The organism is Streptomyces sp. NPDC058457 (assembly GCF_042720695.1).
Lineage (GTDB): Bacteria > Actinomycetota > Actinomycetes > Streptomycetales > Streptomycetaceae > Streptomyces.
The window spans coordinates 70,867-95,028 of record NZ_JBHXLU010000040.1 but is presented as its reverse complement, the minus strand read 5'-3'; the positions used below and the strand labels follow the sequence as shown (position 1 = coordinate 95,028).

23 protein-coding genes are annotated in these 24,162 nt (G+C 71.2%); 14 read left to right on the top strand and 9 right to left on the bottom strand.

The features are described from left to right. Positions 1-89: 89 nt before the first annotated feature. The 3 genes from glgC to ACFWPS_RS28365 form a co-directional block, all read right to left on the bottom strand. Positions 90-1,310 carry a glucose-1-phosphate adenylyltransferase gene (glgC, locus tag ACFWPS_RS28375; RefSeq protein ID WP_383709500.1) on the bottom strand — a complete coding sequence of 407 codons (1,221 nt, stop codon included), beginning with the start codon at positions 1,308-1,310 and terminating at the stop codon, positions 90-92. A gap of 104 nt (positions 1,311-1,414) precedes the next feature. Continuing rightward, positions 1,415-2,566, bottom strand: a complete 1,152-nt coding sequence (glgA, locus tag ACFWPS_RS28370) for a glycogen synthase (RefSeq protein ID WP_383709518.1) — start codon at positions 2,564-2,566, stop codon at positions 1,415-1,417. 38 nt (positions 2,567-2,604) lie between these two features. Next, complete coding sequence (locus ACFWPS_RS28365; protein ID WP_383709515.1) at positions 2,605-3,450, bottom strand: (2Fe-2S)-binding protein; 846 nt, start codon at positions 3,448-3,450, stop codon at positions 2,605-2,607. 210 nt (positions 3,451-3,660) lie between these two features. Here ACFWPS_RS28365 and ACFWPS_RS28360 point away from each other — a divergent pair, with 210 nt between their 5' ends. Then, positions 3,661-4,884 carry a DMT family transporter gene (locus ACFWPS_RS28360; RefSeq protein WP_383709498.1) on the top strand — a complete coding sequence of 408 codons (1,224 nt, stop codon included), beginning with the start codon at positions 3,661-3,663 and terminating at the stop codon, positions 4,882-4,884. Here ACFWPS_RS28360 and ACFWPS_RS28355 read toward each other — a convergent pair. Next, the gene (locus ACFWPS_RS28355; RefSeq protein ID WP_383709496.1) at positions 4,874-6,085 is read right to left on the bottom strand and encodes a transglycosylase family protein; all 1,212 of its coding nucleotides are present in this window, start codon (positions 6,083-6,085) and stop codon (positions 4,874-4,876) included. The two genes, ACFWPS_RS28360 and ACFWPS_RS28355, sit on opposite strands and share 11 nt — an antisense overlap. Positions 6,086-6,450: 365 nt before the next feature. On the opposite strand from ACFWPS_RS28355, the gene gndA reads away from it, so the two are divergent. Further along, on the top strand, positions 6,451-7,890 hold the full coding sequence (gndA, locus tag ACFWPS_RS28350; RefSeq protein WP_383709493.1) for an NADP-dependent phosphogluconate dehydrogenase: 1,440 nt from the start codon (positions 6,451-6,453) through the stop codon (positions 7,888-7,890). Positions 7,891-8,418: 528 nt separating this feature from the next. Here gndA and ACFWPS_RS28345 read toward each other — a convergent pair. From ACFWPS_RS28345 to ACFWPS_RS28330, 4 genes are all read right to left on the bottom strand, one after another. After that, positions 8,419-9,078, bottom strand: a complete 660-nt coding sequence (locus ACFWPS_RS28345; RefSeq protein ID WP_383709491.1) for an aspartate/glutamate racemase family protein — start codon at positions 9,076-9,078, stop codon at positions 8,419-8,421. Between the two features lie 10 nt (positions 9,079-9,088). Beyond that, entirely contained in the window at positions 9,089-9,433 is a 345-nt protein-coding gene (locus ACFWPS_RS28340) for a GNAT family N-acetyltransferase (RefSeq protein WP_383709489.1), read from the bottom strand. Between the two features lie 21 nt (positions 9,434-9,454). Continuing rightward, entirely contained in the window at positions 9,455-9,874 is a 420-nt protein-coding gene (gene panD / locus ACFWPS_RS28335) for an aspartate 1-decarboxylase (protein ID WP_362602480.1), read from the bottom strand. 351 nt (positions 9,875-10,225) lie between these two features. Next, positions 10,226-10,639 (bottom strand): DUF6069 family protein, encoded by a 414-nt coding sequence (locus ACFWPS_RS28330; RefSeq protein WP_383709486.1) that lies wholly within the window; start codon positions 10,637-10,639, stop codon positions 10,226-10,228. A 334-nt stretch (positions 10,640-10,973) separates the two neighbouring features. Here ACFWPS_RS28330 and ACFWPS_RS28325 point away from each other — a divergent pair, with 334 nt between their 5' ends. Next, the gene (locus tag ACFWPS_RS28325; RefSeq protein WP_383709484.1) at positions 10,974-12,242 is read left to right on the top strand and encodes an MFS transporter; all 1,269 of its coding nucleotides are present in this window, start codon (positions 10,974-10,976) and stop codon (positions 12,240-12,242) included. Positions 12,243-12,364: 122 nt separating this feature from the next. Here ACFWPS_RS28325 and ACFWPS_RS28320 read toward each other — a convergent pair whose 3' ends face one another. Next, entirely contained in the window at positions 12,365-13,276 is a 912-nt protein-coding gene (locus tag ACFWPS_RS28320) for a LysR family transcriptional regulator (RefSeq protein WP_383709481.1), read from the bottom strand. 122 nt (positions 13,277-13,398) lie between these two features. Between ACFWPS_RS28320 and ACFWPS_RS28315 the strand changes: the two genes are divergently transcribed. From ACFWPS_RS28315 to ACFWPS_RS28265, 11 genes are all read left to right on the top strand, one after another. Then, positions 13,399-14,379 (top strand): fumarylacetoacetate hydrolase family protein, encoded by a 981-nt coding sequence (locus ACFWPS_RS28315; protein ID WP_383709478.1) that lies wholly within the window; start codon positions 13,399-13,401, stop codon positions 14,377-14,379. Further along, a complete protein-coding gene (locus tag ACFWPS_RS28310) occupies positions 14,376-15,332 on the top strand; it encodes a cyclase family protein (protein ID WP_383709475.1) in 957 nt (318 codons plus the stop codon). The genes ACFWPS_RS28315 and ACFWPS_RS28310 overlap by 4 nt, the downstream gene beginning before the upstream one ends. 161 nt (positions 15,333-15,493) lie before the next feature. Beyond that, positions 15,494-16,657, top strand: a complete 1,164-nt coding sequence (locus ACFWPS_RS28305) for an FAD-dependent oxidoreductase (RefSeq protein ID WP_383709472.1) — start codon at positions 15,494-15,496, stop codon at positions 16,655-16,657. Then, the gene (locus ACFWPS_RS28300) at positions 16,654-17,664 is read left to right on the top strand and encodes an amidohydrolase family protein (RefSeq protein WP_383709470.1); all 1,011 of its coding nucleotides are present in this window, start codon (positions 16,654-16,656) and stop codon (positions 17,662-17,664) included. The genes ACFWPS_RS28305 and ACFWPS_RS28300 overlap by 4 nt, the downstream gene beginning before the upstream one ends. Positions 17,665-17,675: 11 nt before the next feature. Continuing rightward, entirely contained in the window at positions 17,676-18,614 is a 939-nt protein-coding gene (locus tag ACFWPS_RS28295) for a VOC family protein (protein ID WP_383709467.1), read from the top strand. 51 nt (positions 18,615-18,665) lie between these two features. Next, positions 18,666-19,637, top strand: coding sequence for a fumarylacetoacetate hydrolase family protein (locus ACFWPS_RS28290; RefSeq protein ID WP_383709464.1), 972 nt, complete (start codon positions 18,666-18,668; stop codon positions 19,635-19,637). Continuing rightward, positions 19,634-20,224: an SDR family NAD(P)-dependent oxidoreductase gene (locus ACFWPS_RS28285; RefSeq protein ID WP_383709462.1), complete on the top strand. Its 591-nt coding sequence runs from the start codon at positions 19,634-19,636 to the stop codon at positions 20,222-20,224. The genes ACFWPS_RS28290 and ACFWPS_RS28285 overlap by 4 nt, the downstream gene beginning before the upstream one ends. Before the next feature lie 36 nt (positions 20,225-20,260). Continuing rightward, the gene (locus tag ACFWPS_RS28280; protein WP_383709459.1) at positions 20,261-21,016 is read left to right on the top strand and encodes a CoA transferase subunit A; all 756 of its coding nucleotides are present in this window, start codon (positions 20,261-20,263) and stop codon (positions 21,014-21,016) included. A gap of 20 nt (positions 21,017-21,036) precedes the next feature. Next, a complete protein-coding gene (locus ACFWPS_RS28275) occupies positions 21,037-21,672 on the top strand; it encodes a CoA transferase subunit B (RefSeq protein ID WP_383709512.1) in 636 nt (211 codons plus the stop codon). Positions 21,673-21,895: 223 nt separating this feature from the next. Continuing rightward, positions 21,896-22,351 carry a MarR family winged helix-turn-helix transcriptional regulator gene (locus tag ACFWPS_RS28270; protein ID WP_383709456.1) on the top strand — a complete coding sequence of 152 codons (456 nt, stop codon included), beginning with the start codon at positions 21,896-21,898 and terminating at the stop codon, positions 22,349-22,351. 116 nt (positions 22,352-22,467) lie between these two features. Continuing rightward, positions 22,468-24,126 (top strand): MFS transporter, encoded by a 1,659-nt coding sequence (locus ACFWPS_RS28265; protein WP_383709510.1) that lies wholly within the window; start codon positions 22,468-22,470, stop codon positions 24,124-24,126. The last annotated feature ends 36 nt before the right edge of the window (positions 24,127-24,162 follow it).

Sequence of the window (24,162 nt, the reverse complement as noted above, 5' to 3'; positions counted from 1 at the left end):
CTCGCCGACCCACTCACCCATCGCCACCTGACGAGTCTGGCCCTGCCGCTGACGCGGCAGGGCCAGAACCCAAGATCTTCATGAGCCTTCTAGGAGACCAGCTGTCCCTTCCCCAGGCCGATGACCCCACCCTTGGAGACGGTGTACAACTCCGCGTCCCGGTCCGGGTTGACGCCTATCGTCGCGCCGGGCGGGACCTCGACGTTCTTGTCGAGGACCGCGCCGCGCACCACCGCGCCGCGGCCCACGATGACGTTGTCGTGCAGGACCGAGCCCTGGACCACCGCACCCGGGTCGACCCGTACGCCCGGTGACAGCACGGACCGGGTGACCTGGCCGCGGATCAGGCAGCCGGCGCTGATGATGGACTCGCTCGCCATGCCGCCCGAGTTGAAGCGGGCCGGGGAGAGCTGGTTGGAGTGGGTGTAGATGGGCCAGCTGCGGTTGAACAGGTTGAAGGCGGGCCGCTCGGCGATCAGGTCCATGTGGGCGTCGTAGTACGCGTCGAGGGTGCCGACGTCCCGCCAGTAGCCGCGGTCGCGGCTGGTCTCGCCGGGGACGTGGTTGGTGCCGAAGTCATAGAGCTGGGCCTCGCCGCGGGCGGTGAGCTGGGGCAGGATCGAACCGCCCATGTCGTGCACCGACTCGTCGTCCTCGGCGTCCCGGTGCAGCGCCTCCACCAGGGTCTTGGTGGTGAAGATGTAGTTGCCCATGGAGGCGAAGACGCAGTCCGGGGCGTCCGGCAGGCCCGGCGGGTCGGCGGGCTTCTCCAGGAAGGTCTCTATCGTCTGCCCGTCCGAGCCCGGGGCGATCACACCGAACGCCGAGGACTCCGCGCGCGGGATGCGGATGCCCGCGACCGTGACCCCGGCGCCGCCCTCGATGTGCTGCTCGAGCATCTGCCGGGGGTCCATGCGGTAGACGTGGTCGGCGCCGAACACCGCGACGTAGTCGGGCTGTTCGTCGTGAACGAGGTTGAGGGACTGCAGCAGGGCGTCGGCGCTGCCGAGGTACCAGCGCGGGCCGAGCCGCTGCTGCGCCGGGACCGGGGTGACGTAGTTGCCGAGCAGGCTGGACATCCGCCAGGTGGTGGTGATGTGCCGGTCCAGCGAGTGCGACTTGTACTGCGTCAGCACGCAGATGCGCAACACGTCCGCATTGACGAGGTTGGACAGCACGAAGTCGACCAGGCGGTAGGTACCGCCGAAGGTGACCGCTGGTTTCGCCCGGTCCGCGGTCAACGGCATCAGGCGTTTGCCCTCCCCGCCGGCCAGCACGATCCCGAGTACCGAAGGTCCACCACGACGCATGGCCGCTCCCCTCACCCTGGTGCTCCATGCTTGCCCTGGGAGCACACCCGCTAAGCCTGCACCGGGATCGCGTCGAACAGGCGGCCTGTTCGTTACGCCTGGCGTTACGCCTGTTTGAGGATCTCCTCATAGAGCCGGACCGTGCGCCGGGCCACCGCGTCCCACCCGAACTCCCCCACGGCGCGCTCGCGTCCGGCCTCGCCCATCCGCCGGGCCGTCTCCCGGTCGCCGACGACGGCGTCCAGCGCCCGCGCCAGACCTGCCTCGAAGTCGTCGTCCAGGTCGACCAGCAGACCCGTCTTGCCGTCCTCGACGACCTCCGGGATACCGCCGACCCGGGACGCGACCACGGGCGTGCCACAGGCCATCGCCTCCAGGTTGACGATGCCGAGCGGTTCGTAGACCGAGGGGCAGGCGAACACAGCCGCATGGGTGAGGAGTTGGATGACGTCGGCGCGCGGCAGCATCTGCGGGATCCAGTGCACGCCCTCGCGGACCCGGCTCAGCTCCTCGAACAGCTCGCGGAACTCCCGGTCGATCTCGGGAGTGTCGGGCGCCCCCGCGCACAGCACGACCTGCGCCGCCGGGTCGATGTCCCGTACCGCGCGCAGCAGGTGGGGCACGCCCTTCTGCCGGGTGATACGGCCGACGAACAGCACGTACGGGCGGCCGGGGTCGATGCCGATCCGGGCCAGGACGTCGGTGGAGCGGTCCGGGCGGTAGAGGGCGGTGTCGATGCCGTTGTGCACGACGTGGACCATCGCCGGGTCCAGGGCCGGGTAGCAGCCGAGGATGTCCTCGCGCATCGCCCCGGACACGGCGATCACGGCGTCGGCGGCCTCGATCGCGCTGCGCTCGGCCCAGCTCGACAGGGCGTAGCCGCCGCCGAGTTGCTCGGCCTTCCAGGGGCGCAGCGGCTCCAGCGAGTGGGCGGTCACCACGTGCGGGATGCCGTACAGCATCTTGGCCACATGACCGGCGAGGTTGGCGTACCAGGTGTGGGAGTGGACGAGCTCGCGGCCTTCGAGACCGGCGGCCATGGCCAGGTCCACGGAGAAGGTGCGCAGCGCGTCGTTGGCGGTGTCCAGCGCGGACCAGGGGCGGTGCCGGACGACGCCGACCCCGCGGCCCTCGCCCCAGCAGTGCACCTCGAGGTCGACCAGGGGCCGCAACTCACGGGCGAGGAACTCCACGTGAACACCCGCGCCGCCGTAGACGTCCGGGGGGTACTCCCGGGTCAGCAGTCCGACTCGCACCCGCAACCCCTCGCTCTCCACGGCCGGTTGTTCCATGGTCACCCAGATGCGGCGCGCGGGGAAGAGCGCGGTGGTTGTGTGAAACAACAGTCACCGCAGACCCCGCCGCCCGGTACCCGGTAGTAGAGACAGCAGCTGCGGCGCCGGAAGGCCAGGCCGGTGCGGGTGCCGGTGGCGCTCAGCAGGGGGTGCGCGAAGAGGGCGTCGGTGAGGGTGCGGTTCCGGGCGACCATATCCGTACGGTTGTTCGCACGCGCCCAGCGGTCCAGTTCCCGTGCCGCACCGGCCAGCGCGGAGCCGGCATTGCCCCACAGCAGGCCGGCCGCGAGGCCGTAACGGGCCCGCACGGCCTCCCCCAGGGGTTCGAGATGGCCGTGTACGACGGCTCGTACGACGGCTTCTACGACGGCTTGTACGACAGCTTGCACGACGGTGTCGGCGAGCGCGGCCCGGTCGGCGCCGTCGGTCGGCGCGCGCATCTCGGTGAGCCACAGGTCGTCGGGGGCGGTGGCACCGGGGTCCCAGCGGAGCAGGTCCGGGGCGAGGTCGGGGAGGCTGCCGTAGCGGACGGCGCAGCCGAGGGCGACCGACCAGAGCCGGGCGGCCAGCGCCTGGTGGGCGACGGAGGCGGCGACCCGGGGTTCGGTGACGCCCAGACGCTCCGAAACGGCGTCAACACGGAAAGTCAGGATGTTTTCGCAAACATCCGATGTGAGTTTTTCATAGGCCTTTGCCAGAGTCGTCAGCTCGTCGACCCGCGCCGCGTCGGGGTCTCCGACCGCCGATCGGACCGTCCGCAGGACGAAGAAGCCGCCGAGCTCCCGAAGCGCGGCGAGATCGGGGTCCAGGGTCACGAACAGGTCCACGAACAGCAGTAGTACCAGGGTTCCCGGGCTTCCCGCGCACACCGCCTCCACCCGGCGGCCCCCACCCTGGGGATGATCGGGATCCCTTCGTACTCCATCGGTAGTAGGACCCATTGGGTGCTCAGGTACGACGACGGGAAGCACACGGACCGGCAGAGTGTTGCTCATGGAAGCCGACCGATCACCGCGTGGGGCCACACGGTCCCGCCTGACGCAGAGGAGCCGAGTATGAGTGCCCTCGCGTTGTCCGTGATGCTTTCCTTCGTCTCCGCCGTCGCCTACGCCGGCGGAGCGATCGTGCAGGAGCAGGTGGCGGTCTCCTCCCCCGACGAGCAGTACGCGCCGCTGCGCCGCCCGAGCTGGTGGGGTGCGATGGCGCTCAACGGCCTCGGCGGCCTGCTGCATGTGGTGGCACTGGCCTACGGTCCGTTGAGCCTGGTCCAGCCGCTGGGCGCGCTCACCATCGTGTTCGCCCTGCCCATGGCGGCCCTGTTCGTCGGCCGCAGGGCCGGGACGACGGCCTGGCGGGGCGCGATCATGGCCACGGTCGGTCTGGCCGGTCTGCTCTCCCTGGTCGGCTCCTCCGACTCGCACACCCTGGCCTCCGCCGGACGGATCGGGGTCGCGGTGGTCACCGGCGGGGCGGTCGTCGCCCTGATGATCGCGGGCCGGGCCGCGCACCGGCACCCGGCGGTGCGCAGCGTGCTGCTCGCCACCGCGTCCGGCATAGCCTTCGGCATGTCCTCGGTGTTCACCAAGGTCGTGGCGATCGACTGGGACGGCGGGATCGCCGCGGCCGACCTGCTCTGGCTGTCCGTGATCGGTGCCTACGCCGTCGCGGGCGTCCTGATCTCCCAGGCCGCCTACCGCGGGGGCGGCCTCGCCGCGCCGCTGGCCACGCTGACCGTGGTCAACCCGGTGCTGGCCGCCGCGGTCGGCATCACGATGTTCGGCGAGACGTTCCGCTACGGCGCCACGGGCACCCTGCTGGCGCTGGGCTGCGGTGTGGTGGCGGCGGGTGGCCTGATCCTGCTGACGACCGAGCGCCTCGAGCGCACCCCGCACCCGGACCGGCCGCTGTCGGTGCCGGAGCCCGCCGTGGCCGAGGTCTCGCCCGAGCCGCTGGTCGAGGCGCTGGTGGAACTGGCCGAGGCGGGTCTGGCGCAGGCCGGTGCGGCCCAGGACGGTGCGGCCCAGAGTGGTGGTGTGGCGCGCGGTGCAGCGGCGCAGGCCGAGACGGCGGGTGTCGTCGGGTCGGCGGAGGTCCATCCGGCGGGAGCCGGTTCACCGGGCGACGGCGAAGGGCGTCCGTCGGCCGCACTCATCGCGATGCCCCAGCAGCGGTCGGGGTCGGCGGCGCCGGACGTGCCCGACGTGCTGCTGCCCGCCGCCGACTACGTGCACGGTCCGCTCATGGACCGGCGCCGTACGCGGACGCGGGTCAAATCCTGACGCCGCCGGCCCGGAGATAGGCGACCGGGTCGATGTCCGTGCCGAATCCGGGCCCCGTCCGCACCTCGAAGTGCAGATGCGGGCCCGTGGCGTTTCCGGTGGAGCCCGAGCGGCCTATCCGCTGGCCGGTGGACACGCTCTGCCCGGCCCGCACGGAGATCGCCGACAGATGGGCGTACTGCGTGTACCGGCCGTCGGCGTGCCGGATCACCACCTGGTAGCCGTACGAGCCGCCCCAGCCCGCCGTGACCACCTGCCCGGCCTCGACCGCCTTGACGGAGGTGCCGGTGGGCGCGAGGAAGTCGACGCCGGTGTGATAGCCCTTCGACCAGTGCGAGCCGGACGCGTGGTAGGGAGTGCCGATCGGGGCGTCGACGGGGGCGACGAGGGAGTGACCGGTGTGGGTGGCGGCCTTCGTCGTCTCGGCCTTGCTCGTGGTCTTTCTCTTGGCCTTGGACTTGGTCTCGGTTTTGGTCTCGGTCTTGGTCTCGGCCTTCGTGTGAGGCTTGGTCCTGGCGGCCTGGCCCGTGAGGCTCAGCCGCTGTCCCGGCAGGATCAGATCGGGGTCGGAGCCGACCGTCGTACGGTTCGCCGCGTAGAGACGGTGCCAACCCCCGGCCACGTCATGGTCCTCGGCGATCCCGGAGAGGGTGTCGCCGCTCACCACGGTGTACATCTCGGCCTGGCCGGCCCGGGACTGCGGCGTGGTCTGCGGCCGTACGTCCCGTACGGAACTCTTCGCAGAGCCCTTCGTGGAACTCTTCGCGGAGTTCGCCGCGGGGCGGGTGGCGGCGCTCTCGGTGTGCACGTCGGGGGTGTCGCCGCCGCGGGTGAGCCCGGCCCGTACCGAGCAGACCGGCCAGGCGCCCGGCCCCTGACCGTCGAGGACCTTCTCGGCCACCGCTATCTGCTGGTCCTTGGTGGCGAGGTCGGCGCGCGGTGCGTATCTAGTGCCCCCGTAGGCCTCCCAGGTGGACTGGGTGAACTGGAGCCCGCCGTAGAAGCCGTTGCCGGTGTTGATGCCCCAGTCGCCGCTGGACTCGCAGGCGGCGACCTTGTCCCAGGTGGACACGGAGGCCGCGTCGGCGCTTGCGGCGGCGGCGAGCGGGAGCGCGAGGCCGGCGCCGCCCGCCGTGACGGTGAGCGAGGCCCGGTTGATCCTGTTCGGCTGGTACCGGCGGTGCCGACCGCGTTCGGCCATGTCTGGAGCCCCCCTCGCCACACGCGTCAGGAAGGCCAAAAGTAAGCGGCCCGAACAGGCCATGACAAGACGGCAATCAGCCGCCTCTTGCCCCTCGGGGCACGGCCGTCGCGACGCGAAGGTGTTCCGAAGGGATGCGGGACGGACGCACGTTGACGTTCCGTCAGTCCCACCGGTCCCACGGCACCCACGGGAAGCGTTTCACGAGGTTACTGAGCCGTTGGGCCCGTGTGATCCGTATCTGCATGTGCGGCCGGTCGGACGGCGGGTCAGGATGGCCTTTGGGCAATACTGGCGGGCATGAGCGGCGGCAGCATCCCTTGCACGTTCTACGGGATCGACTTGATTCTTGAGGAGCAGGCGGTATGAGCACTTCGGCGCAGATCGGCGTCACGGGTCTCGCGGTCATGGGCCGCAACCTCGCCCGGAACTTCGCGCGCAACGGCTACACGGTGGCGTTGCACAACCGCACGGTGTCGAAGACACGCGAGCTGGTGGAGAACTTCGGGGACGAGGGCGACTTCATCGCGGCCGAGACCGCCAAGGAGTTCGTCGAGGCGTTGGAGCGGCCACGCCGACTGGTCATCATGGTCAAGGCGGGCGGTCCTACGGACGCGGTGATCGAGGAGTTCGCACCGCTCCTGGAGCCCGGCGACATGATCATCGACGGCGGCAACGCGCACTTCGCGGACACCCGGCGCCGCGAGGCGGCACTGCGCGAACAGGGCATCCACTTCGTGGGCATGGGCGTGTCCGGCGGCGAGGAGGGCGCGCTGCACGGGCCGAGCATCATGCCGGGCGGGCCGAAGGAGTCTTACGACTCGCTGGGCCCGATGCTGGAGAAGATCTCGGCGAAGGCGGCGGACGGCGCGCCGTGCGTGACGCATGTCGGGCCCGACGGGGCCGGGCACTTCGTGAAGATGGTGCACAACGGCATCGAGTACGCCGACATGCAGTTGATCGGCGAGGCGTACCAGTTGCTGCGCGATGTCGCCGGGTACTCCCCCGCGCAGATCGCGGACATCTTCCGTACGTGGAACACGGGCCGGCTGGACTCGTACCTGATCGAGATCACGGCGGAGGTGCTGGCGCACGTGGACGCCGCGACCGGCAAGCCGTTCGTGGACGTGGTCGTGGACCAGGCCGAGCAGAAGGGCACCGGCCGCTGGACGGTCCAGATCGCCCTCGACCTGGGCGTGCCGGTGTCGGGTATCGCCGAGGCGGTGTTCGCGCGCTCGCTGTCCGGACACGCCGACCTTCGGGCCGCCTCGCGCGGGCTCGCCGGTCCGAAGCCGACGGCGCTGTCCGAGGCGGAGGCGGCGGCGTTCGCGGACCGGGTGGAGCAGGCGCTGTACGCGTCGAAGATCGTGTCGTACACGCAGGGCTTCCACGAGATCCAGGCGGGCAGCGACGAGTACGACTGGGACATCGACCTCGGGGCGGTGTCCTCGATCTGGCGGGGCGGCTGCATCATCCGGGCGGCGTTCCTGGACCGGATCCGTGCGGCGTACGACGCGCGGGCGGACCTGCCGAGCCTGCTGTCGGACGAGACGTTCGCGCGGGAGATCGCGGAGGCGCAGGACGACTGGCGTGAGGTGATCATCGCGGCGACGCGGGAAGGGGTTGCCGTGCCCGGCTTCTCGGCGGCGCTGGCGTACTACGACGCGCTGCGGGCCGAGCGGTTGCCTGCGGCGCTCACGCAGGGGCAGCGGGACTTCTTCGGGGCGCACACGTACCGGAGGGTGGACCGGGAGGGGGCGTTCCACACGCTGTGGGGCGGGGACCGCTCGGAGGCCACGGCGTAGGGCCGGCCGTTGTGGGGTGCGGGTGCGCTGCGGTTTTGCGCAGTTCCCCGCGCCCCTGGGGTGGGCTGGGATTGTGCGTCGAGTGCAGGCTCGACGTGGGATTTCGCGCAGTTCCCCGCGCCCCTGGGGTGGGCTGGGCTTGTGCGTCGGGTGCGGGTGCGTCGTGGGTTTCGCGCAGTTCCCCGCGCCCCCGGGGTGGGCTGGGATTGTGCGTCGGGTGTGGGCTCGGCGGTGGGGTTTGCGGGGGTTTCCGTGGCCCTGGGGTTGGTGGTTGGGTGTGGTGGTCAGGTCAGGGGTGGGCCCGGTTCTGGGCTGGGGGTGGGGTCTGGGCCTGGGGGGATTGGGGTGGGCGGTGGTGGGGGCGGGGGTGGTGGGGTTGGGGCGGGGGCCGGGGATGGTTCGGGGGTGGGGACCGGGCTGGGGTAGGGGTCCGGAGGGTGGGGGGTCGGTACGGGGTCGGGGCTTGGGTTTGTCATGGTGTCCTCCGGCCAGTGGCTCGATGTCACCTCTGGGGGTCTATTGCCCCATTTACCCGACCGGCGCTCGCGCACTCCCCCAGTCGACCGCCGCCGCGCCCGCCGCCAGGCCCGGGCGTGGGCTGGACAGGATCGGGACCGTCGTGGTGGTGAATTTCGCGGCCGAGGTCATGGAGGCCTGGGCCAGGACGATCACGTCGGCATCGGTCACGGCGTCCGCTGCTGCCGCCACCAAGAGCGCGCAACCTTCGATGTCGCCGGCCTCGAAGCGGGTCCAGGCGTCCGGTACGACCTCGGCGCGGGCGTGGATCGGGCGGTCCGCGCGGCTGGCCTCGTCGTCCAGCAGGGCCAGGGTGGGCGGCAGGGTGCTCTCGACCGTCGCGAGTACTGCGATGCGGGGGCCCGCCGCCACGGCCCCGGCCGCCATCGGCCGGTCGCCGCGGATGATCGGCACTCCGACCTCGGCGGCCGCCCGCTCCGCCACCTCGCCGATCGTCGAGCAGGTGCAGAGCACGGCCCGAACGCCGTGTGCCGCCGCCTGCCGGAGGGCTGCGGTGACGTCCTCGGTCACCGCTTCGGGGCCCTCCCGGCGGGCCCGGGACAGCAGGTCCGGGGCCACGGAGTGGCGTAGCTCCAGGCCCGGGTGATGCTCGTCGCGCAGGGCGTCGAAGACGGGGACGTGGAGGGGCGAGGTGTGGAGGAGCGCGAGCACGAGCCGGCGCTCAGAACCGGCCGGGGTGGGCGACCAGCCATTCCTTCGCCGCGCGCAGCAGCTCGGGGTCCGGCGTCGGTGCCACGTCGGGGTGGCGCTCGGCCCACACGACGACGTACGGGCAGAGCGGGGCCACCGGGGTCTTCTCGCGCTCGGAGATCGCGTACAGCTCGCGGGCGAGGGAGCCCGCGATGCCCTTCCCCTCGTGCTCGGGTTCCACGATGGTGTGGACCGGCACGAAGGCCCGGGAGGGCGACTCCAGGACGAAATACTCGATGTGGCCGACGACTTCGTCGCCGGCGACCGCCTCCAGACGGCCTGCCGCCCGGTCGTCGCGGATCTCGATGTCGCTCATGTCGCCCTCCTGGTCCGTCGGTCAGGCCGATACGGCCTGCGGGCTGCGCTCCTGGTCCGAGCCCGGTACCGGCTCGGACGGGTCGGCGCCGAGGGCCACGACCCGGTTGTCGTGGTCGACGTGCACGACCCGCGGCCGAAGCGTACGCGCCTCGGCGTCGGTGACCTGAGCGTAGCTGATGATGATCACCAGGTCCCCGGGGTGGACGAGATGGGCGGCCGCCCCGTTGATCCCGACGACCCCGGAGCCCCGCTCGCCCTCGATGACGTACGTCTCCAGCCGGGCGCCGTTGGTGATGTCGACGATGTGGACCAGCTCGCCGGGGAGCAGGTCGGCGGCGTCGAGGAGGTCGGCGTCGATGGTCACCGATCCCACATAGTGCAGGTCGGCCTGGGTGACGGTGGCCCGGTGGATCTTGGACTTGAACATGGTGCGCAGCATCGAGTGCTCCAAGGGTTCGGCTCCCTGCCGGCTTTCTGCAGGTCAAGGGCGGAACGCACCTTACACTCGCGTGCGTCGGACTCGAAGGCTGTGAGGCCCGGACCAGCTCACAGTTCGCACCTAGCCGGTCCCGCACCGCCCGGTGCAGTGCGGCCCGCACCCGGGCCTTGGACCAGTGGGTGAGCCGTCGATGCACGGCCGACCGGTGCTACGGCCACGACAAGTGCCGGCGCCTGCCGTGGCAGCGCGACATCGCCTGACCACAGCCTGACTGCATGGCATTCGGCGACTACGTATCCGGCAGGCAGAGTTTCGTGGCCTGCACCCGCCGCTCCTGTCACCGCCCGTCCCCTACGGCAGGGGCATGACCTTGCGGTAGGTGAGCACCGCCACCGCCGCGACCGCCACGTGCATCAGGAGGAGAGCCACGACGCCGATCGCCCCGCCGTCACCGAGGAGCAGGAAGTCGGGTACGAAGGACACCACGACGAGAGTCGGCAACAGCCACCGCAGCAACGCCTCGGGGTCCTTCGACATGTTGCGCACGATGGCCCAGCCGACGGCACCAGCCACTACCCCGACCACTGTCAGGAAGATGTACGAGGACGCCTTCAGCGGCCGGAAGTCGTCGGACGCGCCCGCGGCCAGGGCGAGGAGAGCGATCACTGTGTCCGCTATGGAGGCCACCGCTGTCGCGGCGACAACACCTCCCACTACGACGAGCGGGCCACGGCGGACGGCAACGGCGTCTGCGGCAATAGGCATGGCGACTCCAAGGAGGCATGACGGGGAAGGCCCCGGAGAGATGTGTTTGATGAATCAAACAACAGCATGACCGACTCCGCTTGAAAATTCAAACAGGAGCCCGTCCCGCCGGCCGCGGCTGGTGTATCCGGCTCATCCACAGCCTGGATGAGCCGGATACACGATTCGGATCGCGCCGAGGATGGCGAGCGGCCCTCCCACAGCCCATAGTCGTCCCTACCCGCACGCCGCTGTCCGGACCAACCGCCGACGTGCCGGCCGTCCGCAGCATGCTGTGCGCCACAGGCGTCCGTGAAAGGCATGCCCGCTCCCGTACACCGTCCCTGGAGTCGCCATGCCCGGTTCCGTTCCACCGTCGTCCCCCACCGCAGCGGTCGACGCCACTCCCAAGTCACCAGTGGCCGCCTCGGGCCCGGCCCATGTGCTCCGTGTGACCCTGCTGATGGCGGGCAGTTGTCTGCCGATCCTGGGTGCGGTGCTGATCGCCCCGGTGCTGCCGAAGATGCAGGACCATTTCGCCTCGGTGCCGGGAGCCAAGGCCCTGGTACCGCTCGCGCTGACCGTTCCGGCGCTGGCGCTGGCGCTGCTGGCCCCGTTCGCCGGGGTGTTCGTGGACCGGCTGGGGCGCAAGCGCCTGTTGATCGTGCCGACCCTGCTGTACGCCGTGTTCGGCACCGCCCCGCTCTGGCTGGACTCGCTGGGCGCCATCATCGCGAGCCGTGCCCTGGTCGGGGTCGCCGAGGCCGCGATCATGACGTGCTGTACCACCCTGATCGGCGACTACTACTCCGGCCGCCGGCGGGTGAAGTACCTCGCCCTGCAGACCATGTGCGCCTCCGCGTCGGCCACCGTCTTCTTCGTCCTCGGCGGCGCCGCCGGTTCGGCGGGCTGGCGGGTGCCCTTCTGGGTGTATGCGGTGAGCCTGGTGCTCGCCCCGTTGATGGCCTCTTCCCTGCCCAGCCCGGCGACGGAGGCGACGGTCACCGAGGCCCCGGTCACCGAGGCGCGACGCCCGTTCCCCTGGCGGCAGTCGGGAGGCATCTGCGCCCTCACCTTCTTCGGGGCGATGGTCTTCTACACCGTCCCGGTCGAGATGTCGTACCTGCTCGACGACCTCGGGGTGGAGAACTCCGGCGTGATCGGTCTGGCCACCGCGATCGCCAGTGCGGCGACCGTGGGAGGGGCGATCGCCTTCGCCCGCCTCAAGCGCTCTCCCGATCCGATGCTGCCCACCGCTCTCGGGGTCTGCGCCCTCGGTTTCGGCGTGATGTTCCTCGCAGGAAGCGCTCCCCTGCTGGTCGTCGGTGCGGTGATCAACTGTGTGGGCACCGGCATGCTGCTGCCCGCCCTCCTCACGAGCGCGATGTCCCGCCTGGCGTTCGAGGACCGAGGTCGCGGCACGGGGCTGTGGATGGCCGCCTTCTTCGGCGGCGAGTTCGTCTGTCCGCTGGTGCTGCTCGCCGGGGAGGCCGCGGTCGGCAGCCTCGCGAGTGCGGTGGGCGCGCTGGGGCTGGCCGCCGCGATGGTCGCAGCGGGGCTGTGGGCGGTCCGCCGCCGGGTGGGCGCCGCGGATCCCCGGCCGCTGCCGGAGCAACTGGTCTGAGCCCCCCAGGGGCGCGGGGAACCGCGCGACCAGCCACGCAACAAGCGCACCCGCCGATGCACCATCAGTGGCAGACGCGACTGCGGCTCGGCTGTGGCTGGTCGCGCAGTTCCCCGCGCCCCTCAGGGAGATGCTGTGAGCGCCGTGCCCACCTCCGCGGCCTTCCGGCGCAGCCAGATGTGGGCCGCGTCCTGGGTGTGCACCGGGTGCCACCACATCGCCTCCTGCACCGGCACCGCCTCGAAGGGGCAGGGCAGGACACGCACCGCGGCGGAGCGGACCGCTCCGCGCGCCAGGCGCTCCTGGATCATCGCCACCCGGCGGGTGCCCTCGACCATGTGGGGCAGCAGCTGGAAGGTCTGCACGGAGACCTCCACCCGGGGGCTGATGCCGATCATGCTGAGTTGGCGGGCGGCCGGGGCGTCGTAGGGACGCTGGTAGACGGCCCAGGGCAGGCGGGCCAGCTGGTCGAGGGTGAGTTCGTCGCCGACGTCCGGGTGGTCGTCGGCGACCATGCAGAGCCAGCGGTCCTGGTGGAGGTCGACGGCCGGGAAGCCGTCGATGATGCCGTGCGGCAGCAGCAGACCGTCGACGGTGCTCAGCACGGTGGCGGTGTTCTCCACCGCCACCGGCGTCGAGTGCTGGAAGGTGAGCCGGATGCCGGGCGCCTCCCGGTGCAGGGCACGCGCGAGGGCGGCACCGAACACGGCCGCCCCGTAGTCGGAGGCGAGCAGCGTGAACTCACGGCTCTCCTCCGCCGGATCGAAGTCGGCCTGGCTGGCGAAGACCCGCTCCAGCAGATCGCACGCGGTCGCGCTGCGATCCCGCAGGGCGGCGCCGAGCGGCGTCAGTTCGTAGGTGTTGCCGGTGCGGGCGAGCAGTTCGTCGTCGAAATGGCGGCGCAGCCGGGACAGCGCCGCGCTCATCGCGGGCTGACTCAGCCCGACCCGCTCGCCGGCCCGGGTGACGTTGCGCTCCTCCAGCAGCGCGCGCAGGGCCAGGACCAGGTTGAGGTCGAGTCGGGACAGGTTCACCAGGCACCACCTAACACCAACGGAAGACATCCACCGCATGGATGTGCCGCATCCACAGGATTGATTTCCCTGATCGGTCGATCGAGGTCAGAGTAGACCGCATCCCAGCAGGAGGACATCTGATGGCAACACTCGCGCAACCTGCCGGCCCGTTCGCGCTCGGCACGTTCTCACCTGCGGCCGGGGAGCCGTTCCCCGGCCTCCTGGCGAAGGGCCGCGTGCTCGACCTCCGCAGAGCCCTCGCCTGGGCGCCGTCCGAGGTGCGGGCCGTGCTGGAGCGCTGGGAGGAGACCCTCCCCGTCCTGCACTCCCTGGCGGACGAGGACGCCCTTGACTGGCAGCCCCTGGAGGGCCTGCGGGTGCACGCCCCGCTTCAGCCCCGGCAGATCTTCCAGTCCGGCGCCAACTACCGGCAGCACGTGATCGACCTGGAGGTCGCCCACCGCTCCCCCGACGACCCGCGTACGGTCGAGGAGGCGCGTGCCGAGATCGCCGCCGTCATGGACCGGCGGGCCGCCGAGGACCTGCCGTACGTGTTCGTCGGGCTGCCGAGCACCGTGGCCGGCCCCTACGACGACGTCGTGCTCCCCTCCTGGGCCGAACAACCGGACTGGGAGCTGGAGTTGGCGGCCGTCATCGCCAAGCCGACGCATCGGGTGTCCGTCGGGGAGGCACTGGAGCAGGTCGCCGGGTACACCATCGCCAACGACCTCACCGACCGGGCGACGGTGTTCCGCCGGGACATGAAGGCCATCGGCACCGACTGGCTGCGCTGTAAGAACGCACCGGGCTTCACCCCGCTGGGTCCGTGGCTCGTCCCGGCCGGGTCCGTCGCCGACCCTGGCGATCTGCGGGTCACCCTGACGCTCAACGGCGAGACGATGCAGGACGAGTCCACCAAGGACATGCTCTTCGGGATCGCCCGCCTGGTGTCGTACATCTCGCAGACGGCCCGGCTCCTGCCGGGCGACCTGGTCCTGACGGGCAGCCCGGCCGGAAACGGCATCCACTGGGGGCGGCTGCTGCGCGACGGTGACGTGATGGAGGGTTCCATCACCGGCCTGGGCGTGCAGCGAACCCGATGCGTCGAGGAGTCCGAGTGAACCGGGACGACCCCGAGGGCGCGATCGCCGAGGCCGCCAAGGCGTACTCCAACTGGGGACGTTGGGGCGAGGACGACGTGCTCGGCACCCTCAACTTCCTCGACGAGGCCAAGCGGCGCGAGGGCGCTTCGCTCGTCCGGCGCGGGGTGAGCTTCTCCCTGTCGCAGCGGTTCGACATGGAGGGGCCGCAGCAGGGCTGGCGGCGCCGGACCAACCCCGTGCACACCATGCTGGACACCGGCACCGACGCCGCCCTCGGCAACCAGGGCTTCCCGCACGGCATCGGCGGCGCCGACGACGTGATCGCGATGCCCCTGCAGTGCTCCACCCAGTGGGACGGGCTCGGCCACATCTTCGACCACGGCAAGGCGTGGAACGGCCGGGACGCCGCCACCACGGTGACCTCCGACGGCGACCTCGTCACCGGCATCGAGCACATGGCACCGTACGTCGCCGGACGCGGGGTGCTCCTCGACGTCGGCCACGTCATCGGAGCGGACGGTGAGTTGCCGGACGGTTTCGCCATCACCGAGGAGCACCTGACCGCGACCGCCGAGGCCCACGGCGTGACCGTCGGACGCGGTGACATCGTCGCCGTGCGCACCGGGCGGCTCGCCCGCGCCCGACGCGAGGGCTGGGGCGAGTACGCGGGCGGTGCCTCGCCGGGGCTGTCCTTCACCACGGCCGGCTGGCTGCACCGCACCGAGATCGCCGCGCTCGCCACCGACACCTGGGGCTTCGAGGTGCGGCCCAACGAGTTCGAGCACGCCTTCCAGCCGCTCCACCAGGTCGCCATCCCCAACATGGGCCTGCTCATCGGCGAGATGTGGGACCTCGACACGCTCGCCGCCGACTGCGCGGCCGACGGCGTGTACGAGTTCTGGCTGACCGCGGCGCCGCTGCCCATCACCGGGGCCGTCGGCTCCCCCGTCAACCCGATCGCCGTCAAGTAGCCCGCTCAACGGGCCCGTTCGGCCACCGGATGCGCCTTCCCCGGACAGCACCGGTGTATCCGCCGCACCCCCGTCCCCGCCTCCGGCCCGCGCTCCCATCGGGCGAGCCGCACCCCAGCCGCCCGAAGCCGCGCGGCCCAACCCCGGGAGGTACCCCCGACATGGCTGACAGCCGCACTCTCACCCGGCCTTCGGCCGGGAGGACCCCCACCGTCCTGGTCATCGGCGGAGGCGCCTCCGGCAGCGCGGTCACCGTCCTGCTGCGCCGCTCCGGTATCCCCGTCGACCTGATCGAGGCCAGACCCGACTGGAACGCCGCCACCGGCTCCGGCATCACCCTCCAGGGCAACGCCCTGCGGGTGCTGCGCGAACTGGGCGTGTGGGACCAGGTGCGGGCCTCGGGATACGCCTTCGGCTCGCTCGGCGTGACCGCGCCCGACGGCACCGTCCTGTTCGTCGCCGAGGACATCCGGACCGGCGGGGAGGACCTGCCCGCCACCCTCGGCATGCAGCGCCCTCGGCTGCAGCGGATCCTCATCGACGCGGTCCGGGCCTCCGGCGCCGGCATACGCCTCGGCACCACCGCCGAGATCCTGGACCAGGACGCCGAGGGTGTCTCGGTGCGCTTCAGCGACGGCACGACCGGCCGCTACGACCTGGTGATCGCCGCCGACGGCCTCAACTCGGCCACCCGTGCCGCGATCGGCGTCACCGACAAGCCCGAGCCCACCGGCATGGCCATCTGGCGCGTCGCCGCCCCACGGCCCCAGAGCGTGACACGCACCGACCTCGCCTACGGCGGCCCCGCCTACATCGCCGGCTACTGCCCCACCAGCGAAAGCACCGTCTACGCCTATGTCGTCGAGGCGTGCCGCGACCGCGCCGCCATCGACCCGGCCGCCTACGCCGACGAGATGCGCCGTCTGGCGCGGGGTTACGGCGGCGCCTGGCCGGAGATCACCGCTCACATCACCGACCCGAAGAAGGTCAACTACACCTGGTTCGACCGCCTGCTGGTCGAGGGCTCCTGGCACCGGGGCCGGGTCGTGCTCATCGGCGACGCCGCCCACTGCTGCCCGCCCACCCTGGCCCAGGGCGCGGCGATGTCCCTGGAGGACGCCCTCGTCCTCGCCGAACTGCTCGGCGCCGGACGGGACTGGGACGGCGAACTGTTCCAGGCCTACCACGACCGCCGTATCCCCCGGGTGCGCACCGTCGTCGAGGCATCCGTGCAGATCGGCCAGTGGCAGCTGGACGGCGTGCGCGACGCGGACATGGCCGGGCTGGTCGGCCGCACCATGAACCTTCTCAAGGAGCGCCCGTGACCGCCACCGCATCGGCCGCGCCGACGATCGACGTCCACGCCCACCTCCTGCTCCCGGAGGTCGAGGAGGCCGTCGCCGGTCAGCCCGGCCTCGCCGAGGCCCGGGAGCTCGACGCCCGCCGCAACGGCCCGGCGGCCCTGGCCGTGAACGGCCCGATGGTCGGGGCACGCGTGCCGCGGCTGACGGAGGCCGCCGTACGGCTGGCCGCGATGGACGCGCAGGGCGTGGACGTCCAGCTGGTCAGCCCGTCCCCGTCGCACTACCACTACTGGGCCGGCTCCCAACTGGCCTCACGGGTATGCCGGTTGGCCAACGAGGGGACCGCTGCGCACTGTGCGAAGGCCCCCGACCGGCTGCACGGGCTCGGTCTGGTTCCCCTTCAATACCCCGACCTCACCGTGGAGTTGCTCGACCACGCGCTGGACCAGGGGCTGAGAGGCGTGGAGATCTCCTCGCACGCCCCCGGCCGCGAGCTGTCGGATCCCGCGTACGAGCCCTTCTGGTCCCGGGCCGAGGAGACCGGCGCCCTGGTCTTCCTGCACCCTTTCGGCTGCACCCTCGACGAGCGACTGGACCAGTGGTACCTGTCCAACACCGTCGGCCAGCCCACCGAGAACGCCGTCGCCCTCTCCCACATCGTCTTCTCCGGCATCCTGGACCGCCACCCCGGCCTGAAGCTGATCGCGGCACACGGCGGCGGCTATCTGCCCACCCACCTCGGCCGCTGCGACCACGCCTGGCGGGTCCGTCCCGACGCGCGGAGCTGCGCCCGGGAGCCGAGCAGCTACCTGGGGCAGCTGTACTTCGACTCCCTCGTCCACGATGCGTCGGGGCTCCGGCAGCTGATCCGGGCCGCCGGACCCGGACGGGTCCTGCTCGGCTCCGACTTCCCCTTCGACATGGGCACCGAGGACCCGCTCACCGCCCTGCGCGCGGCGGACCTGCCCGACGACGACTTCCACGCGGTGCGGGGCGGCAACGCCGCCGCCCTGCTCAACCTCTCCTGAGAAGGACCTCCATGAGCGACCGCCTGCTCACCCATCTCCGGCACGTCGACCTCGCCGTGCCCGACTACGAGAAGCAGCTCGACTTCTACGCCGGCGTCTGGGGCCTGACCAAGGTGGCCGAGGACTCCGGGATCTCCTTCCTGGCCGCCGAGGGCAGCCCCGAGCAGTACGTCGTACGACTGCGCGAGGCCGACGAGAAGCGCCTCGACCTCGTCTCCTACGGCGCCGGGTCGGCGGCCGACGTCGACACGCTCGCCGAGCGACTCCTCGCCGGGGGCGTTCGGTTGGTGTCCCGGCCGGGCAAGGTCGACACCCCCGGCGGCGGCTACGGTTTCCGGTTCTTCGACGTGGACGGCCGCACCATCGAGGTCTCCGCCGACGTCGAGGTCCGACAGCACCGCAGGATCGAGGAGAAGGAGTCGATCCCGGTCAAGCTCTCGCACGTCGTCCTCAACTCGCCGGACCTCGACAGGACTCGGGAGTGGTACGAGACCCACCTGGGCTTCCGCCTGTCCGACACGCTCGGCCACCCGCACATCGGCGACGTCATGCACTTCATGCGGATCAGCAACCAGCACCACTCCATGGCCATCGCGAAGGGCCCGTACACCTCCCTGCACCACGTCTCCTTCGAGATGCGCGGTATCGACGAGTACCTGCGCGGTTCCGGCCGGGTGATCCGCGCCGGGTTCCGGAAGATCTGGGGACCGGGCCGGCACATGGCGGGCGACAACACCTTCACCTACTTCCTCGACCCGCACGGCAACACCGTCGAGTACACGACCGAACTGGAACTCCTCGACGAGGACACCTGGCACCCGCACGTGTACGACTTCTCGAAGCCCGAGGTCACCGACCAGTGGGGCACCGCCAACCCCATGAACGAACTGGTCACCAAGGAGTCCTTCAACGACGTGGACCGCGGCGTGTTCGTCGCCCCGCCGGTCTGATCCCGCACCGCCCCCCGGCCTCCCCGTCCTCCCGTCGACAGGACCCCTCCCATGCGCTTCGCCACGTACGAACACCGCCATCGACGCCAGGTGGCCGTCGTCGAAGAGGACGGCCACCTCTGTCCCCTGCCCGGCGTCAGCTCGCTGACCGGCCTGCTCGCCGACGGAGGCGGCCTGCCCGAGCTGCTCGACGCGGGCTCCCGGATGCTCGACGTCCCGGCCGGTCCGCACGTCTCCGACGTCACCCTGCTGCCTCCGCTCCAACCGGCCACCGTGCGGGACTTCGTCACCTTCGAGGAGCACGTCGAGGGCGTACGACGGTCCGTGGACGGGGCCGCCGGTGTACCCGAGCGGTGGTACGCCGCCCCGACGTTCTACTTCACCAATCCCTACGCGGTGTACGGCCCGCACGACGACATCCCCATGCCTCCGGGGTCGAGGGTGCTCGACTTCGAGCTCGAAGTCGCCGCCGTGATCGGGAAGGAGGGCCGCGACCTCACCCCCGAGCAGGCCCGCGACCACATCGTCGGCTACACGATCTTCAACGACTGGTCCGCACGCGACCTCCAGTCCGCCGAGATGAAGGTGGGCCTCGGCCCGTGCAAGGGCAAGGACACCGCCGGCACGCTGGGCCCCTACCTGGTCACCGCCGACGAACTGGACAAGTACCGGGACGCGGACGGGCTCCTGCGCCTGGCGCTGACCGCGGAGATCAACGGCGAGGTGATCGGCGAGGACCTGCTGTCCAACATGAGCTGGACCTTCGAGGAGATGACCGCCTACGCCTCGCGGGGCACCTGGGTACGTCCCGGTGATGTCCTCGGTTCGGGCACCTGCGGCAACGGCGGCTGCCTGGCGGAGCTGTGGGGCGTCCGCGGTCGTCAGGACCCCGCGCCGCTGAAGCCCGGGGACACGGTCACCCTCACCGTCGAGGGCATCGGCAGTGTCTCCAACACCGTGGTGCCCGGCCCCGATCCCGTGCCGGTACCGGTCGCCCGGCGCCGCCCGCGGGAGCGGCCGTGACCGGCGAGAAGGAATGGGCAGGGCTCGCCGCCGAACTGCGCGACGCCTACGGGCAGGTGCACGGCCTGGTCGACAACGCGGGCGTCACCCGGCGCGCCCGCGTCGACGACGTACGGCCCGAGGACATGGCGCGGGTCCACGCGGTCAACGTCACCGGTCCGCTGCTGGGCATCCAGTACCTGCTGCCGTTGACGCGCGCCGGGGCCTCGATCGTCGACGTCGGTTCATCGGCGGCGCCGACCGCCCACTACCCGGTCGCGTACACGGCGAGCACATGGGCACTGCGCGGCCTGTCGAAGACCGCCGCGATGGAACTCGGCCCCCGCGGCATCCGCGTGAACACCGTCCACCCCGGCTTCGTCGAGACGGAGATGACCGCCTCCGCCGCGCCCTCGTTCCGCGAGGCCAACGTCCGTGAGACACCGCTCGGCCGCACCGGGACCGTCGACGACGTCACCCCGCTCGTGGTGTTCCTGCTGTCCGACGAGTCCTCCTTCATCACCGGGGCGGAGATCCCGGTCGACGGCGGCCTCACCGCGCACGGCGGTGCCAAGTCGATCTCGGACGCCCTACGTACGGGTCCCTGACCCAGCAACAACGCACCACAGAAAGGCCCTCCTCCCATGGACAAGGTCCGCGCGAGCGCCGAAGAGGCGGTCTCCGACATTCCCGACGGCGCATCGCTCGCCGTCGGCGGCTTCGGTCTCAGCGGCATCCCCGACGTACTCATCCGGGCCCTGCACGGCCAGGGCGCCACCCGTCTGGAGGTCGTGTCGAACAACTGCGGTGTGGACGGGCGCGGGTTGGGAGTCCTGCTGGCCGACGGCCGGATCGCCCGTGTCACGGGCAGCTACGTGGGCGAGAACAAGGAGTTCGCCCGGCAGTACCTGTCGGGCGAACTGGAGGTGGAGCTGGTGCCGCAGGGCACGCTGGCCGAGCGGCTGCGGGCCGGCGGCGCGGGTGTCTCCGCCTTCTACACCCCCGCCGGCGTCGGCACACAGGTCGCCAAGGGCGGTCTGCCGTGGCGGTATGCGCCGGACGGGTCGGTGGCCGTCGCGTCCCCGGCCAAGGAGACCCGCGACTTCCACGGTCGCACCCACGTCCTGGAGCTCGGCATCACCACCGACTACGCGCTCGTACGGGCCTGGCGCGGCGACCGCCACGGGAACCTGGTCTTCCGCAGGTCCGCCGCCAACTTCAACCCGCTCGCCGCGATGGCCGGACGTGTCACCGTCGCCGAGGTCGAAGAGCTCGTGGAACCGGGCGGGTTGCACCCCGACGAGGTGCATCTGCCGGGCATCTTCGTCCAGCGGGTCGTGCCCCTCACCTCGGCCCAGGCAGCCGACAAGCACATCGAGAAGAGGACGGTACGAGCGTGAGTGCCGCCATGCATGGCCAACTGGGCTGGACCCGCGACCAGATGGCGGCCCGCGCCGCCGCCGAACTCACCGACGGTTCCTACGTCAACCTCGGCATCGGCCTGCCGACCCTCGTCCCCAGCCACCTCCCGCCTGACGTGCACGTCGTCCTGCACTCGGAGAACGGCATCCTGGGCACCGGCCCCTATCCGTACGAGGACCAGGTCGACGCCGACCTGATCAACGCGGGCAAGGAGACCGTCACCGTACTGCCGGGCGCCTCCTTCTTCGATTCCGCGCTCTCCTTCGGCATGATCCGCGGCGGCCACATCGACACGGCCGTCCTCGGCGCCATGCAGGTGTCGGCCGGCGGCGACCTGGCCAACTGGATGATCCCCGGCAAGATGGTCAAGGGCATGGGCGGCGCCATGGACCTCGTCCACGGCGCCCGCCGCGTCATCGTCCTGATGGAACACACCGCCAAGGACGGTACGCCGAAGATCGTCAAGGAGTGCTCCCTCCCGCTCACGGGCGAGCGGTGCGTCCACCGCGTCATCACCGACCTCGGCGTCCTCGACGTCGTACCGGACGGCCTGGTGCTGGTGGAATGCGCACCGGGCGTGACCGCTCGGGACATCAGGGACCGCACCGACGCGCCCGTGATCCAGCGGCTCTGAGACAGGGACGCCCAGGGAGTCCTCTCCAGGTGTCATGATCCACTCCGCTCTCGGTGCGTTCGACGATGGTTCTGAGGAACGCGCCGACGACCGGGGCGTTCTTGAACCGGTTGCCGCTCGTGCCGATCGCCACGTAGCAAGGGGACCGGTCCGCCATATTTACTAATGAAAGGTTGAGCAGTCCAGACTGATAAACCTAGTGTTAGTACATGTGAAGACAGACATGGCCGCCGATGGCGGCGGTATACGCGATCTGAGCGACGCCGCCCGGCTCGCGTCCGATCTCCGGCTCGCGGTGGGCCGGGTGACGCGGCGGCTGCGGCAGGGGCACGCCGTGGGGGATCTGTCCCTTTCGGGGGTGTCCGTCCTTGCGCGGCTCGCGGCCGAGGGCCCGGACTCCCCGACCTCCCTCGCCGAGATGGAGCGGGTACGACCCCAGGCCATGGCGAGCACCCTGGCCCAGCTCGAACAGCGCGGTCTGGTCCGCCGTACTCCCGATGCCGCGGACGGACGGCGGAGCATCCTGGCCGTCACCGACGAGGGACGGGCCGTGCTCGCCGAGCGGCGCTCCGAGTCGGTGCAGCGGCTCGCCGCCGTCCTCGACACGTTCTCCGACCAGGAGCGCGCGATGCTCGGGGCGGCCCTGCCGCTCCTCGACCGGCTGGCGGAGCGGCTGTGAGCGGGCACGGGTGGTCCGCAGCCCTGCGCTCGGCCCGCCACAAGGACAGTCCACCCGGGCCGGGCTACAAGTGGGTCGCGCTCTCGAACACCACGCTCGGCGTGCTGATCGCCACGATGGACGCGTCGATCGTGATCATCTCGCTGCCGGCGATCTTCCGCGGCATCGGGCTCGATCCGCTCGCGCCGGGCAACATCGGCTACCTGCTCTGGATGATCCTCGGCTATCTGCTGGTGTCCGCCGTGCTGGTCGTCGTGCTCGGGCGGCTCGGCGACATGTTCGGGCGGGTGAAGATCTACAACCTCGGGTTCCTGATCTTCGCGTGTGCCTCGGTCGCGCTGTCGCTCGATCCGTTCCGCGCCGGGGCCGGTGCCCTGTGGCTGATCCTGTGGCGGATCGTGCAGGCCTTCGGCGGGTCCATGCTCACCGCCAACTCGGCCGCCATCCTCACCGACGCCTTCCCGGCCCGGCAGCGCGGCATGGCCCTCGGCATCAACCAGATCACCGCGCTCGCGGGCCAGTTCCTCGGTCTGCTCGCGGGCGGTCTGCTCGCCGTCGTCGACTGGCGTGCCGTGTTCTGGGTGAGCGTTCCCATCAGCATCACCGGCACGATCTGGTCGTACCTGAGCCTGCGGGAGACCTCGGCGGGCCGGCCCGGGCGGATCGACTGGCTGGGCAACCTCACCTTCGCGGCCGGCGCCGGCATCCTGCTGGCCGGGATCACCTACGGGATCCAGCCCTACGGCGACAGCGCCACCGGCTGGGGCAACCCGTGGGTGCTGACCGGCCTGATCGGTGGCACCGCCCTGCTGCTGGCGTTCTGTGTCGTCGAGACGCGGGTCGCCGAACCCATGTTCAACCTGGCGCTCTTCCAGAACAGGGCGTTCGCCGCGGGCAACGTGGCCGCCCTGCTGACCTCGATCGCGCGCGGCGGTCTGCAGTTCATGCTCATCATCTGGCTCCAGGGCATCTGGCTGCCGCTGCACGGCTACGACTTCGAGGACACCCCGCTGTGGGCCGGGATCTTCATGCTCCCGCTGACGCTGGGCTTCCTGATCGCGGGACCGGTGTCCGGGTACCTGTCGGACCGGTTCGGCGCCCGGTTCTTCTCCACCGCGGGGCTGGTGGTCGTCACCGCGTCCTTCCTCGGCCTGCTCGCGCTGCCCGTCGACTTCGACTACGGGCTGTTCGCGGCACTGCTGCTGCTCAACGGCCTCGGCCAGGGCATGTTCTCGGCGCCCAACACCTCGTCGATCATGGGCAGTGTGCCGGCCGAGTACCGGGGTGTCGCCTCGGGCATGCGCTCGACCTTCCAGAACTCCGGTACGGCGCTGTCCATCGGCGTCTTCTTCTCGCTGATGGTGTCCGGGCTCGCCTCCTCGCTTCCGGCGACGCTGAAGAGCGGCCTGGTGGCGCACGGCGTTCCGGCCGCCTCCGCCGCGCACGCCGCGGCGCTGCCACCGGTGAGCACGCTGTTCGCGACGTTCCTCGGCAACAACCCCGTCGAGCACCTGCTCGCCTCCGAGGGCGTCCTGGACCATGTCACCAAGGCCCAGCGGTCGGTGCTGACCGGGCACACCTTCTTCCCGCAGCTGGTGTCCGGTCCCTTCCACCACGGCCTGGCCATCGTCTTCGGCGTGGCCGCCGGCATGGCCCTGGTCTCCGCGGTGGCCTCCGCACTGCGCGGCAGCCACCGGCCGGGACCGGACCAGCAGGAGCCGAAGGACCGGCCCGCGGCGCGTACGCCGCAGTCCCGGCACAACACGCCGTCGTGACAAAGGGCGGGTGCCCCGGCGGAGATCCGCCGGGGC

Bases quoted from the DNA above. Each gene is read 5' to 3' on its own strand.
- ACFWPS_RS28360 (WP_383709498.1), top strand. From the start codon at position 3,661: ATGAGTGCCCTCGCGTTGTCCGTGATGCTTTCCTTCGTCTCCGCCGTC.
- ACFWPS_RS28290 (WP_383709464.1), top strand. From the start codon at position 18,666: ATGCGCTTCGCCACGTACGAACACCGCCATCGACGCCAGGTGGCCGTC.
- ACFWPS_RS28295 (WP_383709467.1), top strand. From the start codon at position 17,676: ATGAGCGACCGCCTGCTCACCCATCTCCGGCACGTCGACCTCGCCGTG.
- panD (WP_362602480.1), bottom strand. From the start codon at position 9,874: ATGCTGCGCACCATGTTCAAGTCCAAGATCCACCGGGCCACCGTCACC.
- ACFWPS_RS28330 (WP_383709486.1), bottom strand. From the start codon at position 10,639: ATGCCTATTGCCGCAGACGCCGTTGCCGTCCGCCGTGGCCCGCTCGTC.
- ACFWPS_RS28280 (WP_383709459.1), top strand. From the start codon at position 20,261: ATGGACAAGGTCCGCGCGAGCGCCGAAGAGGCGGTCTCCGACATTCCC.
- ACFWPS_RS28325 (WP_383709484.1), top strand. From the start codon at position 10,974: ATGCCCGGTTCCGTTCCACCGTCGTCCCCCACCGCAGCGGTCGACGCC.
- ACFWPS_RS28265 (WP_383709510.1), top strand. From the start codon at position 22,468: ATGGACGCGTCGATCGTGATCATCTCGCTGCCGGCGATCTTCCGCGGC.
- gndA (WP_383709493.1), top strand. From the start codon at position 6,451: ATGAGCACTTCGGCGCAGATCGGCGTCACGGGTCTCGCGGTCATGGGC.
- glgC (WP_383709500.1), bottom strand. From the start codon at position 1,310: ATGCGTCGTGGTGGACCTTCGGTACTCGGGATCGTGCTGGCCGGCGGG.
- ACFWPS_RS28315 (WP_383709478.1), top strand. From the start codon at position 13,399: ATGGCAACACTCGCGCAACCTGCCGGCCCGTTCGCGCTCGGCACGTTC.
- ACFWPS_RS28355 (WP_383709496.1), bottom strand. From the start codon at position 6,085: ATGGCCGAACGCGGTCGGCACCGCCGGTACCAGCCGAACAGGATCAAC.
- ACFWPS_RS28270 (WP_383709456.1), top strand. From the start codon at position 21,896: ATGGCCGCCGATGGCGGCGGTATACGCGATCTGAGCGACGCCGCCCGG.
- ACFWPS_RS28340 (WP_383709489.1), bottom strand. From the start codon at position 9,433: ATGAGCGACATCGAGATCCGCGACGACCGGGCGGCAGGCCGTCTGGAG.
- ACFWPS_RS28305 (WP_383709472.1), top strand. From the start codon at position 15,494: ATGGCTGACAGCCGCACTCTCACCCGGCCTTCGGCCGGGAGGACCCCC.